This is a genomic window from Rhodovastum atsumiense (assembly GCF_937425535.1).
GTDB lineage: Bacteria > Pseudomonadota > Alphaproteobacteria > Acetobacterales > Acetobacteraceae > Rhodovastum > Rhodovastum atsumiense.
In genome coordinates this window covers 4,666,266-4,679,378 of record NZ_OW485601.1, presented here as the reverse complement: position 1 = coordinate 4,679,378, position 13,113 = coordinate 4,666,266, and the positions used below count along the sequence as shown (strand labels likewise).

14 protein-coding genes are annotated in these 13,113 nt (G+C 70.1%); 1 reads left to right on the top strand and 13 read right to left on the bottom strand.

Annotated elements, in window-relative coordinates; genetic code table 11:
• Positions 1 to 100: 100 nt before the first annotated feature.
• From NBY65_RS21075 to NBY65_RS21060, 3 genes are all read right to left on the bottom strand, one after another.
• Entirely contained in the window at positions 101 to 859 is a 759-nt protein-coding gene (locus NBY65_RS21075; RefSeq protein WP_150039587.1) for a hypothetical protein, read from the bottom strand.
• A 65-nt stretch (positions 860 to 924) separates the two neighbouring features.
• Entirely contained in the window at positions 925 to 2,262 is a 1,338-nt protein-coding gene (locus NBY65_RS21070) for a hypothetical protein (protein WP_150039586.1), read from the bottom strand.
• 63 nt (positions 2,263 to 2,325) lie between these two features.
• Entirely contained in the window at positions 2,326 to 2,769 is a 444-nt protein-coding gene (locus tag NBY65_RS21060; RefSeq protein ID WP_150039585.1) for a hypothetical protein, read from the bottom strand.
• A gap of 339 nt (positions 2,770 to 3,108) precedes the next feature.
• Here NBY65_RS21060 and NBY65_RS21055 point away from each other — a divergent pair, with 339 nt between their 5' ends.
• The gene (locus tag NBY65_RS21055; protein ID WP_203330395.1) at positions 3,109 to 4,140 is read left to right on the top strand and encodes an FG-GAP repeat domain-containing protein; all 1,032 of its coding nucleotides are present in this window, start codon (positions 3,109 to 3,111) and stop codon (positions 4,138 to 4,140) included.
• Between the two features lie 23 nt (positions 4,141 to 4,163).
• On the opposite strand, the gene NBY65_RS21050 is transcribed toward NBY65_RS21055, so the two are convergent.
• From NBY65_RS21050 to NBY65_RS21005, 10 genes are read right to left on the bottom strand one after another with little or no spacing between them, the layout of a single operon-like run.
• Positions 4,164 to 4,313, bottom strand: a complete 150-nt coding sequence (locus NBY65_RS21050; protein ID WP_162530442.1) for a hypothetical protein — start codon at positions 4,311 to 4,313, stop codon at positions 4,164 to 4,166.
• A gap of 35 nt (positions 4,314 to 4,348) precedes the next feature.
• A complete protein-coding gene (locus tag NBY65_RS21045; protein ID WP_150039583.1) occupies positions 4,349 to 4,759 on the bottom strand; it encodes a hypothetical protein in 411 nt (136 codons plus the stop codon).
• Positions 4,760 to 4,761: 2 nt separating this feature from the next.
• Complete coding sequence (locus NBY65_RS21040) at positions 4,762 to 5,199, bottom strand: hypothetical protein (RefSeq protein WP_150039582.1); 438 nt, start codon at positions 5,197 to 5,199, stop codon at positions 4,762 to 4,764.
• Positions 5,200 to 5,212: 13 nt separating this feature from the next.
• Entirely contained in the window at positions 5,213 to 6,814 is a 1,602-nt protein-coding gene (locus tag NBY65_RS21035; protein ID WP_150039581.1) for a phage tail protein, read from the bottom strand.
• Between the two features lie 3 nt (positions 6,815 to 6,817).
• A complete protein-coding gene (locus NBY65_RS21030) occupies positions 6,818 to 6,985 on the bottom strand; it encodes a hypothetical protein (RefSeq protein ID WP_203330394.1) in 168 nt (55 codons plus the stop codon).
• Between the two features lie 22 nt (positions 6,986 to 7,007).
• Entirely contained in the window at positions 7,008 to 8,189 is a 1,182-nt protein-coding gene (locus NBY65_RS21025; RefSeq protein WP_162530441.1) for a hypothetical protein, read from the bottom strand.
• Positions 8,190 to 8,218: 29 nt separating this feature from the next.
• The gene (locus NBY65_RS21020) at positions 8,219 to 9,106 is read right to left on the bottom strand and encodes a hypothetical protein (RefSeq protein ID WP_150039580.1); all 888 of its coding nucleotides are present in this window, start codon (positions 9,104 to 9,106) and stop codon (positions 8,219 to 8,221) included.
• A complete protein-coding gene (locus tag NBY65_RS21015; protein ID WP_150039579.1) occupies positions 9,106 to 9,741 on the bottom strand; it encodes a hypothetical protein in 636 nt (211 codons plus the stop codon). Before NBY65_RS21015 ends, NBY65_RS21020 begins: the two co-directional genes overlap by 1 nt.
• A 57-nt stretch (positions 9,742 to 9,798) precedes the next feature.
• Complete coding sequence (locus NBY65_RS21010; RefSeq protein ID WP_150039578.1) at positions 9,799 to 12,432, bottom strand: glycosyl hydrolase family 28-related protein; 2,634 nt, start codon at positions 12,430 to 12,432, stop codon at positions 9,799 to 9,801.
• Positions 12,420 to 13,106, bottom strand: coding sequence for a phage fiber-tail adaptor protein (locus NBY65_RS21005; RefSeq protein ID WP_150039577.1), 687 nt, complete (start codon positions 13,104 to 13,106; stop codon positions 12,420 to 12,422). Before NBY65_RS21005 ends, NBY65_RS21010 begins: the two co-directional genes overlap by 13 nt.
• Positions 13,107 to 13,113: the final 7 nt, after the last annotated feature.

Genomic DNA, 13,113 nt, shown 5'->3' with positions numbered 1-13,113 from the left:
TACCAAACATGATTGCCAGGAAATAAATATCTATAATCCATTTTATTTTCTGTTTTCATATTTTCCAGCAGGCCCTGGCATGACGGAGAGCGGCGTGGCTTCATCCGCCCGCCTCCAGATTGGCCCGCATCCGGCTGAACACGCCGCCGGCCTGCACCCCCGCAGCCGCCTCCTGGAAGGCGTTGCCGCTGGCCACCAGCCCCGCCCCCATCGCCTGCGGATCGCCACCGGCCTCCACGCCGCCCACCGACCCCGCCATCGTCTCCGCCGCCATGCTGGCGGTGGCCGCGACCGAAACCGCCATGGTGACGGCTGACAGCACGCCGCCAAGCCCGGAGCGGGTCGCCGTCCCCAGGCTCCCCGCCGCCGCCTGCGCCATCAGGACCGCCGCCAGGGCGTCGTTCACCGCGGCGGCACCGACCCCGAGCATCTCGGCCAGCGACAGGTCGGCCCCGAACAGGCTGTCCAGCCCGCTCGCCACCGCGGTCCAGGCGCGTGCCTTCAGGTCCTGCACCACCGTGCATTCGATGGCATAGGCGATCTCGTAGAACCGCTCGAACCGCCAGACGAAGCGCGTCACCACCACGCGGTAGCGGAAGGTCCAGTAGGACAGGATCACCGGCCGGCCGGACCGGCGCATCACGTCCAGCATGGCCACGCGGAAACTGGCATCGGCACCGCGGAAGCGGCCTCGCCAGCGGATCGCGTCGTCATCGGGGCCCAGTGCGTCGATGACGCGGGCGCCGCCGATGAAGCGGTGCAGCACGACGTGATGCGTGCCGCCGCCATTGATCGCCTCCGGCACGGTGAAGTCGTCGATGAACGACATCCCGCCGAGGGTCAGATAAGTGTCCGCCATGGGATCGGCTGCCTCCGCGCCTTGTTGCGCCGCCACGCCTTGCCGCGGGAACCGGCCGCCCCCGCTCAGGCCGCCGTCAGCATGTTGCGCCGTCCGTCGAAGCTGCCGGTGCCGGAAAGCGGCCCGTCGCCGAGGCGTGCCAGGGTACGGGCCAGTTCGTGTCCGTCCACGGCCAGCGTCACGTTCAGCACCAGGTCCCGGCCGGAGCCGGCACCGGACGCCGCCTGGTCGCGGCCACCGGCTTCGCCCTCGCGCGGCCGTGCCCGCTCGCCATCCGGCTCCGCGAGGCCACGCCACCGCAGGGCCTCGGCATCGGGCCGGGCGAAAGGCAGCCCCGCGGGTGCCACCACGCCCGGGAGGAGATGGTCGATCCCACCGGGATGCCCTGCTGCGGCGACGCCGGCGACCGGCACTGCGTCCGCCCCTCCCCCAATGCCGGGCCGCAGACCGAACCGGGTCAGCGCCGATGCCATGCCGGCCAGCGCGGTCCCGATCGATGCCTCGTGTCGCGGCACTCCGGCAGCGGCGGAAACGCGGCCATCCCCGATCATCGCCGGTCGCGGCGGCACCAGCGGCAGGCCGGTGCCCCTGCGGGGCAAAGCCCCCCCCCGCTCCGGACGCCGCGCGACAAATTCTTCGCCGACATGCAGCGGCCGCGGCAACGGCCACGATGCCGGCATCTCATGCCGCACGCCGTCACGAAGGTCGCCCCTGCTCCCGGCGATGCCATCGACCAGGCTCCCGGCCGGGGTCGCCGTCTCCGGCTGCCCACGCCCCTGCGCCAGCCGCGTCGCCTGCACCACCTCGCGCAACGCCGTGATCATGTCGCCCATGCCGCCACCAGCCGGGCTGTCCGCCTTCGCCTCCGCCGCCCCTCCCTCGCCGGCGCCACGCCACGGGCGAGGCGCCGCCATCATTGGCCCCATGTCATCGAAGAGGCCGGGCCGTGGCGGCGGCTCGGCCCGGTCGGGCAGCCCCCGCAGCATCCGCGCCAGCAAGGCCGGCGCATCCGGCATCGCGGCGCCAGCCACGGGCGCGGCACTGCCGGCACCGGCGATGCTCCGACCCGTCCGTTGCGGGTCCGGCGCGAACGGCAGCGCGCCGCCGATGGCATCGGTCGCGACGCGAACCTCCCCGCCGGCCACCGCGGTGCCGCGCCACGCCACCTGCTGTCGCGCCAGGCTCTCCCGTTGCGTCTCCAGGCTGCGCAGCAGCGCCAGCGCCGCCGGCCCGGGCGTCACCCCGGCCACCCCGGCCCAGGCCGCGCGGAACCGGCCCAGGGCCGCCGTCGCTGCGCCCGCCCCCTGCTGAACCCCGAGCAGGTCGCGGCCGATGCCGCTCAACACGTCCGGCGCGTTGCTCTCCAGGTTCAGCATCACGCCGATGCGGAAGGCTTCCAGCATGCGCGCCCCCTGCCAGGCCGCCGCCATGGCGGCCGAATGTTTGATTACAGCAACGGTGTCGTGTCAGCGTGGCGGCAGCAGCCCGGCGACGAGGCGTCGGGCGATGTCGGCGGCAAGACGCGGCGCCATCTCCGCCGCTGCCGGCCCGAGGAAGGGCCGTGCCGGGACGGCACCGGCCGCTTCGAAGGAACCGAATTCGCGCGCCACCGCCAGTTCGGCGGCATCCCGGGCAGGTCGCGGCCTGCCCGCGTCATGGCCCCCGCTCTCGGGGATACCGACAATGGCCGCACCTCCCTGCACCCGGATGCGGATGACCTCGGCAAGATCGACGGGCGGTTCGGGCGGACCGCCCGGTTCCAGGTCGGGCGGGGCGGAACCGAGCGCCGTGCCGGCCCGCTCCCGCAGCGTCAGCGCGGCCTCGCGCAGGACTGTCTCGATGGCGGGCCCCAACTCCCGCAGACCGTGATGGAGCCTGTCCACGAAGGCGGGAATGGTGGCTTCGGACATGTCCCGGTCATCCCTGGTTGCGCCACACGCCATCGTTAATGGCCAACACCGAAATCCCGCCGCACCGGTTTGATCGGCACACCGCGAGGGCGTAAATGCGAAATATATAACAATGAAACTCCCTGATTTCTGCAAAATCACACAAGAGCTTGATTTGCATCAATCGATGCAAATGCGCTTTGGTATTTATGTCTGATCTATCCGGTTAAAGAAAAATATCAGTACTACTTTTATTGGTATTTATCGATCAAATACCGACCCAGGCTTTTTCCTGACACACGAACTCAGCGTCGCATCTGCCCAGTTATGGGAACCAACAAAACCCAAGGGGGTGAAGCCATGCCGGTCAATCTGGTACTGCAAAACTATGGCCGCAACGCCGGCGGCTGGACCAGCTTCGATACGTTTCCGCGCGTGCTCGGCGACGTGAACGGCGACGGTCGCGCCGACATCGTCGGCTTCGGCGAGGCCGGCGTCTATGTCTCCCTCGGCCAGCGCAACGGCACCTATGGCCAGCCTAATCTCGTGCTGCAGAATTTCGCCCATGGCGCCGGCGGCTGGACCAGCTTCAACACCTTCCCGCGCGCGGTCGGCGACGTGAACGGCGACGGCCGCGCCGACATCGTCGGCTTCGGTGACGCCGGCGTCTATGTCTCCCTCGGCCAGCGCAACGGCAGCTTCGGCCAGCCTAATCTCGTGCTGCAGAATTTCGGCCACAACGCCGGCGGCTGGACCAGCTTCGACACCTTCCCCCGCGTGCTTGGCGACGTGAACGGCGACGGCCGCGCCGACATCGTCGGCTTCGGTGACGCCGGCACCTATGTCTCTCTCGGCCAGCGTAACGGGACCTTCGCCCAGCCCAACCTTGTGCTGCAGAACTTCGGCCGCAACGCCGGCGGCTGGACCAGCTTCAACACCTTCCCCCGCGCGGTCGGCGACGTGAACGGCGACGGCCGTGCCGATGTCGTCGGCTTCGGCGAGGCCGGCACCTATGTCGCCCTCGGCCAGCGCGACGGCAGCCTCGCCCAGCCCAACCTCGTGCTGCAGAACTTTGCCCATGGCGCCGGCGGCTGGACCAGCCAGGATCTGTTCCCGCGCACGGTCGGCGACGTGAACAACGACGGCCGCGCCGACATCGTCGGCTTCGGCGAAGCCGGCACCTATGTCGCCCTCGGCCAGCGCAACGGGACCTTCGCCCAGCCCCGCCTCGTGCTGCAGAATTTCGCCCACGGCGCCGGCGGCTGGACCAGCTTCAACACCTTCCCCCGCGCCGTTGGCGACGTGAACGGCAATGGCCGGGATGACCTGGTCGGCTTCGGTGACGCGGGCGTCTACGTGGCCCTCAGCCGCCCGCCGCTCACCTTCGGCTGACGCCGACGGGACCAGGGGGGCGGTCAGCCGGCCTCGGCCAGCCGCATCGCTTCCCAATCCCACCTGCCGCCCTTACCGCCCGGATCGCCCTGTTCGGCGAACACCACCAGATGGGCGATCCGTTCGAAAGGTTCCAGTGCGAAGGCCACATCGTAGGGGACGCCGCGTCGCACCAGTGCCAGGCACTGGCGAAACTCGGCGTCCTGCGTCAGTTTTTTGCCCGGGCCTCGATCTCGGCGAATTCCGCCTCGATGCGCGCGAGATTGGCGGCGTTGATCCGGTCGATGATATCGTCGCCGACGCGCCCGATCATCGCCTCGATCTCGCGTTCACCCTCGGGCACCGGCACCGGCTCGCCGTTGACGCGACGGATGCAGGCCACCGCCATGGCGAGCTGCATCCATAGCGGGTTGGCCTGCCGCTCCGCCGGAAGGCCGCGATAGAAGTGCATCCGCTCGCGCACGCCCAGGCGGCGGGCGGCGTGCACCACCATCCGCCCGCCAGCGTCGCGGTACTCGTCCCATCCCGCCGGCACCGGCGCCTGCGTTCGTGGCGCGTCCTCCGCCGCCATCGGCGCGGCGCCGGGCGCGGCCGGGTCCTCGATCGTCACCCGCGCCATGCTCAGGACACCTTCAGGCAACGCGAGAACGCCACAGAGACGGTCTGCGTCACCTTCTCGTCGCCGGTCCACTTGCCCGCATCCGTCAGTTTCACCGCGCCCTTGGTGAAGCGGTACTGCGAAACGGACCCGTCGGGATTGGTGACGGTCTGCTGCAGGTAGACGCTCGCTGAGGGCCGGCCGAGATAGTAATCGTTCTCGGCCTGCACGGCGTAGTCCATCAGGTCGGGGCCGCCGCGCTCGACGGTGAAGGTGCCGGTCCAGCCGGCCGGCAGTTCCGCCGTCAGGTGGGTGCCGTCCAGTTGCACCCATTTCAGCGTGCGGAAATCCGGTCGGAAATCGGCCGAGGCCAGCACCGGCCAGGTCACCACGGAGCCGCTGTTCTCGTCCACGAACACCAGCTTGATGTCGCGGCCGACGCTGTATCCCGCTACAGGCATGCGCTTTCTCCCCCTACGCTGCGACCGGCGCGCGCGTGATCTGCACCGACTGGCCGGCTTCCAGATTGACCAGCAGGTTCAGGATGACGCTCAGATACTGCACCTTCAGGTCGATCTGCTCGAAGCCCAGCGCCACCCGGTCGGGCGGGTTGTTGCTGTCATCCAGCGTCAGCGACCAGGGCTGCGGCCCGTTCGGATAATCGCCGGAGGCATTGCCGATGATGCCCTGCTGCCACAACGAGGCCAGGAACTGATCCAGCTTGGCCAGCGCCGCCCGGCGCTGCTCGCCCGATTGCAGCCGGCCGATCTCGCTGCCCATCGCCTGGTTCAGCGTGGGGGCGAGGAAATTGGTCAGCCGGCTGTAGTTGTCGCCGTTGGTCCCGGTGTTGGAACCGGCGTTGCAGCCGAAGGCCAGGGTGTAGGCGCGCTGCCCGCCGGGGCCGGGGGTGACGATCACGCCGATGCCGGCCTGGCGCAGCGCCAGCAGGTCGGCCTGGGCGTAGACCTGGTTGGCTGCCGTCTTCTGCGTGCCGACGATACCGGCGAGCGGCTTGTTCAGCCCCGAGTGCTGCGGCGAGAGATTCGCCAGTCGCCCGGCCACGAAGCCCTGCGGGCTGATTGCGCGCGTCACGGCGCTGACGGTATCGGACCAGTAGCACCAGTCGCCGTGCAGCACCTTCACCGCGTAGCTGTCCACGTTGGCCGCGGCGGTGGCGGCGACGGCGGTGCCGATCGCCGTGCCGGCGGGGTGCGCCAGCACGGCGTACATGCCCTCGGCCAGCGCGAAGGCGGCGACGTTGGCCCAGTGCGTGGTGTCGGTCAGGTCGCAGGGATCGAGCAGGGCGGTACCGCAGCCGCGCGTGGCGTAGATGCCGCTGCGGTTCGCGCCGGTGCCGTCGCTGCCGACGATACTCGCGGCGGTGACGCCATCGGCGCCGTCGGTGCCGCCGACCATGCCGGTCAGGCTGCCGCTGCCGCCATTGGCGGTGCTGCCGGCGGCGGGCGCGATCGCGGTGCGGCTGCCGACCTGGGCGAACACGATCTGGCTCGGCCCGCGGTTCGGTCCCTGGCCATGGTTCACCGCGTCGGCGAGATTGCTCCAGAACGCTGCCGGCGTGGGTGCCGCGACGTTGTCGAACACCTCGGGGACCATGCCGGGCAACGAGACGGTCAGCTTCCAGCTTCCCGCCCGCGTGCCGGGAGAAAGGGTGACGATGGTATTGTTGCCGTAGCTGCCGGTGTACAGCGACGGCAGCGCCAGGCTCGAGGTCGATGGCGAGCCGGCCTCATAGTTGAAGACGCAGACGGCGACCGTGTCGGTACCATCGGTGACGCGCACGCAGCGGAAATCGTTGGCGCCCTGCTGGTAGGCCGCGGCCACGTGCGTGCCCATGTCGAAGGGGCGGTTCTTCAGCGGCCCGAACTTCGCCGCGTAGTCGGCATAGCTGCCGACGATGGCCGGGCTGTTGACCGGTCCCCAGCTCGCGGTGCCGACGAAGGCCACGCCGTTCGACGGCACGCCGAGGATCGGCGAGATTGCCGGCGGCACGATCTGGACGATGACGCCCGGGACCTGCACGGCGGCGAGGTTGATGGCGCCCTGCTGCACGATCATGTCTCAGCCCTCCGCGACCGGCACCGCCGGCGTCTCCGCCGGGGCCGCCGTCTTCACCACATGCGCCGCGTCTTCGTCGCCGAGGATCCGCGCCACCGTGGCGGGATCTGTGATCTTGTCGCCCTTCTTCCAGTCGCCGAACGGCTCGCGCACGAACAGGTGGTAGGCCATCATTCGCTCCGGATTGTTGTGGTCAGGCCGTGGTGGCGTCGGTGATCAGGCCGAGCCCGGCCAGTGCCGCGACCAGCGATGTCAGCGCCGCGTTACCGCCGCGCGTGCCGCTGACCGTGGGCCGCCGCCCGCCGGCCGCGCCGTAGAAGCCCAGGCTCCGCGCCGCCGCGCCAAGGCAAACGTCGCCGCCCGCCTCCAGCCGCGCCGGCACCCGCACGGCGCCCGCGCCCTTGGGGACAAGCAGGATGTCGATATCCGTGTCCGCGCCGTCCGCCGTCAGCCCGACCGGCGCCCCGGCCGGCCCGGGTGTCAGCGTCGCGCCGTTGACCGCGCCGGCGACCTGCCGCACCGTCGCCAGCACGGCGCCATCGGCATTGGCGAACACCACGCCCGCATCCTCGAAGCGCAGGCTGACCGCGTTGGCCGCGTCGGCGACGGTGCTGCCGATGCGCGGACCTTCCGCGTCGTCGGCATCGTGCCATTGCAGCACATGGCCGCGCGCCAGCCGTGCCGCGTAGCCGGTCCCGCCATGGTCGGTCAGCGCCTGCGCCCCGAACACGATTCCGGCGCGGAACCGCGCGCCGTTGTCCTTGATGCCGATGGCGAAGCTCGCGTCCGCGGCGCCCGCGTGCTCGCCGCCAGAGGCGATCCACAACCCGGCCGTGCTGCCCGGGCCCTCGCCCGTGCCCCAGGACAGCGGCTGGCCCGGCGAGGCGGCCGGCGCGGCCACGCCGCCGAGTGTCACCGCGTCGATCTCGCGGCCGAAGGTCAGCCCGCCCGCCCCCGGCTGCGCCTGCGCTTCGTCATAGCCGGCATAGACCGTGACGTGCCGTCCCGAGCTGTCAGGCAGGTCGTCGTTGATGGCGAAGCTCGCCGTGCCGATGGTGGTCTGCAGCGAGCCATAGGCGTTGCTCAGGTCAGAGGCGCGCGACCCCGTGGTCAGCGCGATCTGCCCCTTCGGCGAGAGGATGGCGGTCTGCGCCCCGCCGACCGGCCAGGAGAGCTGGTACGCCGCCTGCCCGCTGAGCCAGTCCGGCGGCCCCGCCATCTCCGCGAGACTTCGCGCCGCCCCGCCACTCGCCGGCGTCACCACGGCCTGCGACAGATCCACCCCGGCGAAGCCGGCGGCCCGGATCGCCGCCACCACCCGCGCCGCGAAGGCGGCAATCGGCACCAATGTGTAGGCTGAGACGCCGCCGCTCATGGTTCCTCCATCCGCTGTCCGCCCATCGCTCATGGCGTGCCCACCAGGTCGCCACCCGCGTCCACCAGCACCGCGCCGGCCGCATCGGTCAGCACCGCGCTGGCGGCGCCGGTGCAGCCCCAGCGCACCGAGCCGCCCGGTGCGGTGAGCACGCCGCCGATGGCGCCGATCCGCCAGGCCTGGCGGATCTCCACGCTGTCGTATTCCACCTGCACCAGGAGGCGGCGCTCATAGGCGAGCGCCGCCTGGCCCCGGTCGGTGTCCGCCTCGCCGCCCACCCGCAGCAGGCCGGTGGTGCCGTCCGGCAGTGCCAGGCGCGGCGAGCGGGCCAGCGCCAGCCGCGCCACCAATCCCACCCGGTCGCGCAGTGCCGGCGTCGGTGCGTAGATCGTGGCGCAGAAGCCCTGCAGTTGCCGCAGCAGCGGCAAGGCCAGGGTGCCGGCACCGACGCAGCGCACCGCGAGCACGCCGGTGCCGGGCAGGTCCAGCACGCATCCTGCCGCCGCGACCCCGGGACAGACCTCCGCCACCAGTCGCGCCAGCGCCGCCGCCACCGACTCCGGCGTATCCGCCGCCACCGGTGCGTACGCATGGACCACGCCGTCCAGGATCAGCAGCACTGGCCAGCCCGGCGTGACACTGCCGCCGAAGGTGACGCGGCGTTCCTCCACCACCGCCGTCAGCGTCGGCTCGCCAAGGCGCAGCACCTGCTCCCCGGCCAGCGACACCGGCACGGCGCGGCCGACGCCCTCGCGGGCCTTGACGCCGACATTGACGATGCCGGCACGCAGGTCCGCATCCAGCCCGGCCGCCGCGGGAAAGCCCGGGAAGCACCGCACCACCGGGTCTGCGGCCAGCGCGCAGGCGGCGGCCACCAGCCCGGCCAGGGCGGTCTCGACCTCCATCAATGACGCCATCAGCTCGTGGCCTCCGTTGCCAGCAGCCGCCAGCCATCGGTCCGTTCCGCCGAGGTCACCACCGCGCGCCCCCCGCCCGCGCGCAGGATCACATCGGCGGAGCGCAGGGTGACGCCCGGCCAGGGTGGCAACAGCACCGCCCAGGCCCCGAGCGAGTCATTGCCCGGCAGGTCGACGCGCCCGCCGCCGCCACGCGCCCCGCGCAGCATCGCGGCGGGCCAGCCCGCCATCAGCAGCGTCTCCCCGGACGCGGTATTGCCGCCATAGGCATCCGGCCCGGCGGCCGCGACCTGAGCCGGCCGTTTCAGGCTCAGCACGTCGTTGCAACGCACGCACAGCGCGCCCCCGAGCGGCACCATCTGCCAGATGAAGTAGGTCCCGGCCGGGCCAGCCAGGTAATCGCCCGGCCGAACCAGCGCGAGATCCATGACGCCGTCGAACCACGGGTCCTGCGGGCTGTTCGGCGTGCCGAACCGGCTACCCTTGGGCCTGAACGCCGCCGGCAGCACCCCGATCGGGGCGTCCAGCGGGTCGAGCGGGTCGGCCGGGCGAAACAGCGCGTGGTTGCGTCCGATCACGGCGGCGCCACGCGCGGCACCATGCGCCAGCCGCGCCGCCAGCTTGTTGCCATCCATCGCCTTATATCCAGGTTGTGCGCCCGACGCGGCTACGTGGCCCGGGCCGGGGGCCTGTTACTCGCGATACCAGCTCCCCGCCGTCGCATCCCAGCGGATGCGCAGGCCGGTATAGGCCGCAAGTGTGGTGCCGTTCGTCCAGCCGTTGACCGCGGGTGAGAAGGTCAGGGCGGTGATCGCTCCGGCGTAGTTCACGAACTGAATGCTCTGACCATCCGCCAGCGGCGCGGGCAGCGTCACAGTGGAAGCAGCGACAGTGCTGCTCTGGGTGAAGCGGACCAGCGACGTGTTGGCGGGAACGGTGTAGCTGGAACCAAGAGACTGTCGCACGCCGCTGTTGTCGATCAAGGCACCGACCGAAAGTACTGGCGCTCCGGAACTGCCGGCGACTCCCAGTACGGTTCCGTTGCTGTTCAACAGCACCTGCCCGGCCGAACTCGCCGCCGTGAAGCTGGCGCCGAGCGTCGCCGTTCCGACCGCAGTGGGAGCCCCTGCGGAGAAGGTGACGGCCGGGGGAACAGAATAGCCGCCGCCAGCGCCTCCCACCGTCACGCCGTTCACGCCCCACAACACCGATGTCAGGTTGACGACCAATCCCGTGCCGCCCCCGCCTGTGGTGGGTGTCGCGGTTTCCTGCATGACCGCAGGGCTGCATAATCCGGTACCGGAGCCCGTCAACTGGGTGACAACGCCGCCGCTTTGCACAACGTGAAATGCAGGTTGTGTCGTGCAGTTCGGTGAAGCCAGCGTGATGTCGGCTCCGGTATAGCCGGAACCGCCGGACACGATGGTCGGCGTGGCTCCATATATCGATACTTTCGATACGTAGGCTGTGGCCTGGGATCCGCCGTCAGGCGGAGGCGCGATGGTCACCGAGGGCGGCGACAGCTTGTAGCCCCCCTTGTTGCTGCTCTGCACCGTCACACCGGTCACCGAACCTGTCGATATGATCTGGCTCGCGACCAGCGGCGACGGCAGCGACGCGTTCGACAACGTGCCGGAAAAATACGTCGTTCCGCCGATGCGCAGGGTGCCGTTGAAGTTCTTCGACAGGTTCCAGTAGTTGCTGCCGGGCAGATACACATCCTGGTTGCTGCTCCACCGCGCAGAATCGGCGAACACCACCACGCCTGGATTCAGGAACTGGCCGATTTCGAGCGAGCCGCCAACCAGAGATGCCGAAGTAATGTTGGTATCCAGCTTGAAGATGCTGTTCGTCGCCTGGTTGATGTGATCGCGGTAACGGAACCCGATCAGGGTCGGCGTCGGATCCGGCCCCGAAATCAGGAAAGTGTCGCTCGGGGATGTTTCGAAATGGACATCCATGTCAAGTTGTCTGTTGCCGGTGCCGCCGGTCCACAGCACGGCGCCGTACCCACTGCCCGAGAAGTTGGAGATGTAGCTGCTGATCCAGCGATGCCGTCCCGACCCGGAAATCCACAGCGGCGTGCACCCGCCCGACGCTGATACCCAACTGTTCTCAACGAGATTTTCGTTAAAACTGTTCACTCCATCGGCCGGCATCGACGGCGAGACGCCGAAGTGGTTCGTGCCATCCTCGATGAATGCGTAACAATTGTTCCCAGCATACGTGTTGTGGAAATATACATGCGCGAAGCTGGTCACCTCTGATGAATAATTATAGAACGCCGCCAGAGAAAAGCTGCCGGTGACGTGGATGTTGTCGAATCGGTTGCTGTCGGCGGGCTTCCCGTTGCCAGACAGGCCGATCTGGATGCCGATTGTCGGCGTGCTGAGCGAACTGCCGTAAACCGACAGATCACGGACGGTAACGTTCTGCATGCCGAGTGCGTTGATCACGGGCGCCCCGGCAGTGGCGCCGAACAGCGTGGTGCCGGCGCCGTCGATCAGCGTGCCGAACGTCGACAGGTTCGTCAGGTCGAGCGTCGAGCGCACCACGCAAGCTCCGCCCGGAAAGACCAACCGGGCGGAAACGCCGATTCCGGCGTTGCTGTAGGTTCGTGCCCGCAGTGCCATGATTGCGGACTGGATCGCCGCTGCGTCATCGGTGCTTCCATCGCACCTGGCGCCGAAATCCTTGACGTTGACGACATCCGCCGCACGCGCGGCCATTGTCCGTGCCGCCGTCGCGCCGGTCGCCGTCACCGCGGCGGCACCTGCGTCGGTCCCCGACAGCGCCCCGCCCGAGATGGTGCCAGTGAGCGTTCCGCCCGTCGCCGGCAGCGCGGCATTCGCCTTCGCCTGCGCCGCCGCCGCCGCGTTGGATGCCGCCGTCTCGGCCGCCTGCGCCCGCGTCTTTTCGCTGGCGAGGGCCGAGGCCGTGGCCGCCCCGGTGATGCGGGAATCATCACCGGCCGCGACGGTGCCGGCGCTGGTGCCGACGTTCAGCCGCGCCGCGCCGCCCAGGCCGAGATTGGCCCGCGCCGCCGCAGTATCGGCCAAGTCGCCGAGATTCGCCGCCCGCTGCACCGCAGCCGCCTCGGCCGCCTGTGCCCGCGCCTGTTCGGCCGACAGCGCCGCGGCCGGCGCCGCTGTCGCCGCGCGCTCCGTCGTGGTGCGCAGCGAGGTGCCGTCCACCGTGAGGTTCGGCACCTCGCCCGTGCTGTTGGCACCGTGGATCGTCAACTGGTCGAGACTGGTGGTGATCTCGCCCGCGCCGGCGGCGGCCGGCAGCAGGGCGAGAGGAACGGCCAGGATCAGGCGACGCATATCAGATTCCCATTCAGCCAGAGAGAACCAGAGGCCAGCCCGTCGGGGCTGGTCGGAAGATTGGACTCCACGGCAGGTTGCGGCACCACATTGATGTAGGAGCCGTTGCGCCAGAACGCGCCGGGGGCCAGCCCGTCGGGGCTGGTCGGCAGTTCGTCGCCGCTGGCCAGGCCCAGCGCGACCGCGATCATGGTGCCGTCGATGTAGACGGACCCCGAGGCCGTCGGAGCGACGGCGATGTAGGTGCCGTTGGCGAACAGCGCGCCGGGGGGCGCGCAGCCGAGCGATTGCGGCAGGCATGTCACCGCCGGCCGCGACGGCACCGTGACGGGCGCCGCCGCGGGGGTGGCGTCCACGTGCAGCGGCGTTGCCACGTCAAGCCGCCGCCCGTCGCCGGCGAGAATGGTCCACACCAGCGTCTGGTCGGAATTGGCCTCGCCGCCGCCCAGGCGCAGCGTCACCGAATCCGATGTCAGGGACAGCGACATCAGCGCCAGCGAGGTCGGCTTCACCGTCACCGCGACCCGCGCCGCGGCGACACTTGTCCCCCCGATCCAGGCCGACAGATCCAGCGTGTGGTCATCGATCGTTCCCGGGGCCTTGTCCGGCCAGCACAGCGGCGACCTCTCCCCGGACAACACGATCCCTGCCTTCGGCAGCGTCAATGTCGGCATCCGATGC

Bases quoted from the DNA above. Each gene is read 5' to 3' on its own strand.
- NBY65_RS21005 (WP_150039577.1), bottom strand. From the start codon at position 13,106: ATGCCGACATTGACGCTGCCGAAGGCAGGGATCGTGTTGTCCGGGGAG.
- NBY65_RS21015 (WP_150039579.1), bottom strand. From the start codon at position 9,741: ATGGATGGCAACAAGCTGGCGGCGCGGCTGGCGCATGGTGCCGCGCGT.
- NBY65_RS21075 (WP_150039587.1), bottom strand. From the start codon at position 859: ATGGCGGACACTTATCTGACCCTCGGCGGGATGTCGTTCATCGACGAC.
- NBY65_RS21040 (WP_150039582.1), bottom strand. From the start codon at position 5,199: ATGCCTGTAGCGGGATACAGCGTCGGCCGCGACATCAAGCTGGTGTTC.
- NBY65_RS21045 (WP_150039583.1), bottom strand. From the start codon at position 4,759: ATGGCGCGGGTGACGATCGAGGACCCGGCCGCGCCCGGCGCCGCGCCG.
- NBY65_RS21035 (WP_150039581.1), bottom strand. From the start codon at position 6,814: ATGATCGTGCAGCAGGGCGCCATCAACCTCGCCGCCGTGCAGGTCCCG.
- NBY65_RS21070 (WP_150039586.1), bottom strand. From the start codon at position 2,262: ATGCTGGAAGCCTTCCGCATCGGCGTGATGCTGAACCTGGAGAGCAAC.
- NBY65_RS21025 (WP_162530441.1), bottom strand. From the start codon at position 8,189: ATGAGCGGCGGCGTCTCAGCCTACACATTGGTGCCGATTGCCGCCTTC.
- NBY65_RS21060 (WP_150039585.1), bottom strand. From the start codon at position 2,769: ATGTCCGAAGCCACCATTCCCGCCTTCGTGGACAGGCTCCATCACGGT.
- NBY65_RS21020 (WP_150039580.1), bottom strand. From the start codon at position 9,106: ATGGCGTCATTGATGGAGGTCGAGACCGCCCTGGCCGGGCTGGTGGCC.
- NBY65_RS21010 (WP_150039578.1), bottom strand. From the start codon at position 12,432: ATGCGTCGCCTGATCCTGGCCGTTCCTCTCGCCCTGCTGCCGGCCGCC.
- NBY65_RS21030 (WP_203330394.1), bottom strand. From the start codon at position 6,985: ATGGCCTACCACCTGTTCGTGCGCGAGCCGTTCGGCGACTGGAAGAAG.
- NBY65_RS21055 (WP_203330395.1), top strand. From the start codon at position 3,109: ATGCCGGTCAATCTGGTACTGCAAAACTATGGCCGCAACGCCGGCGGC.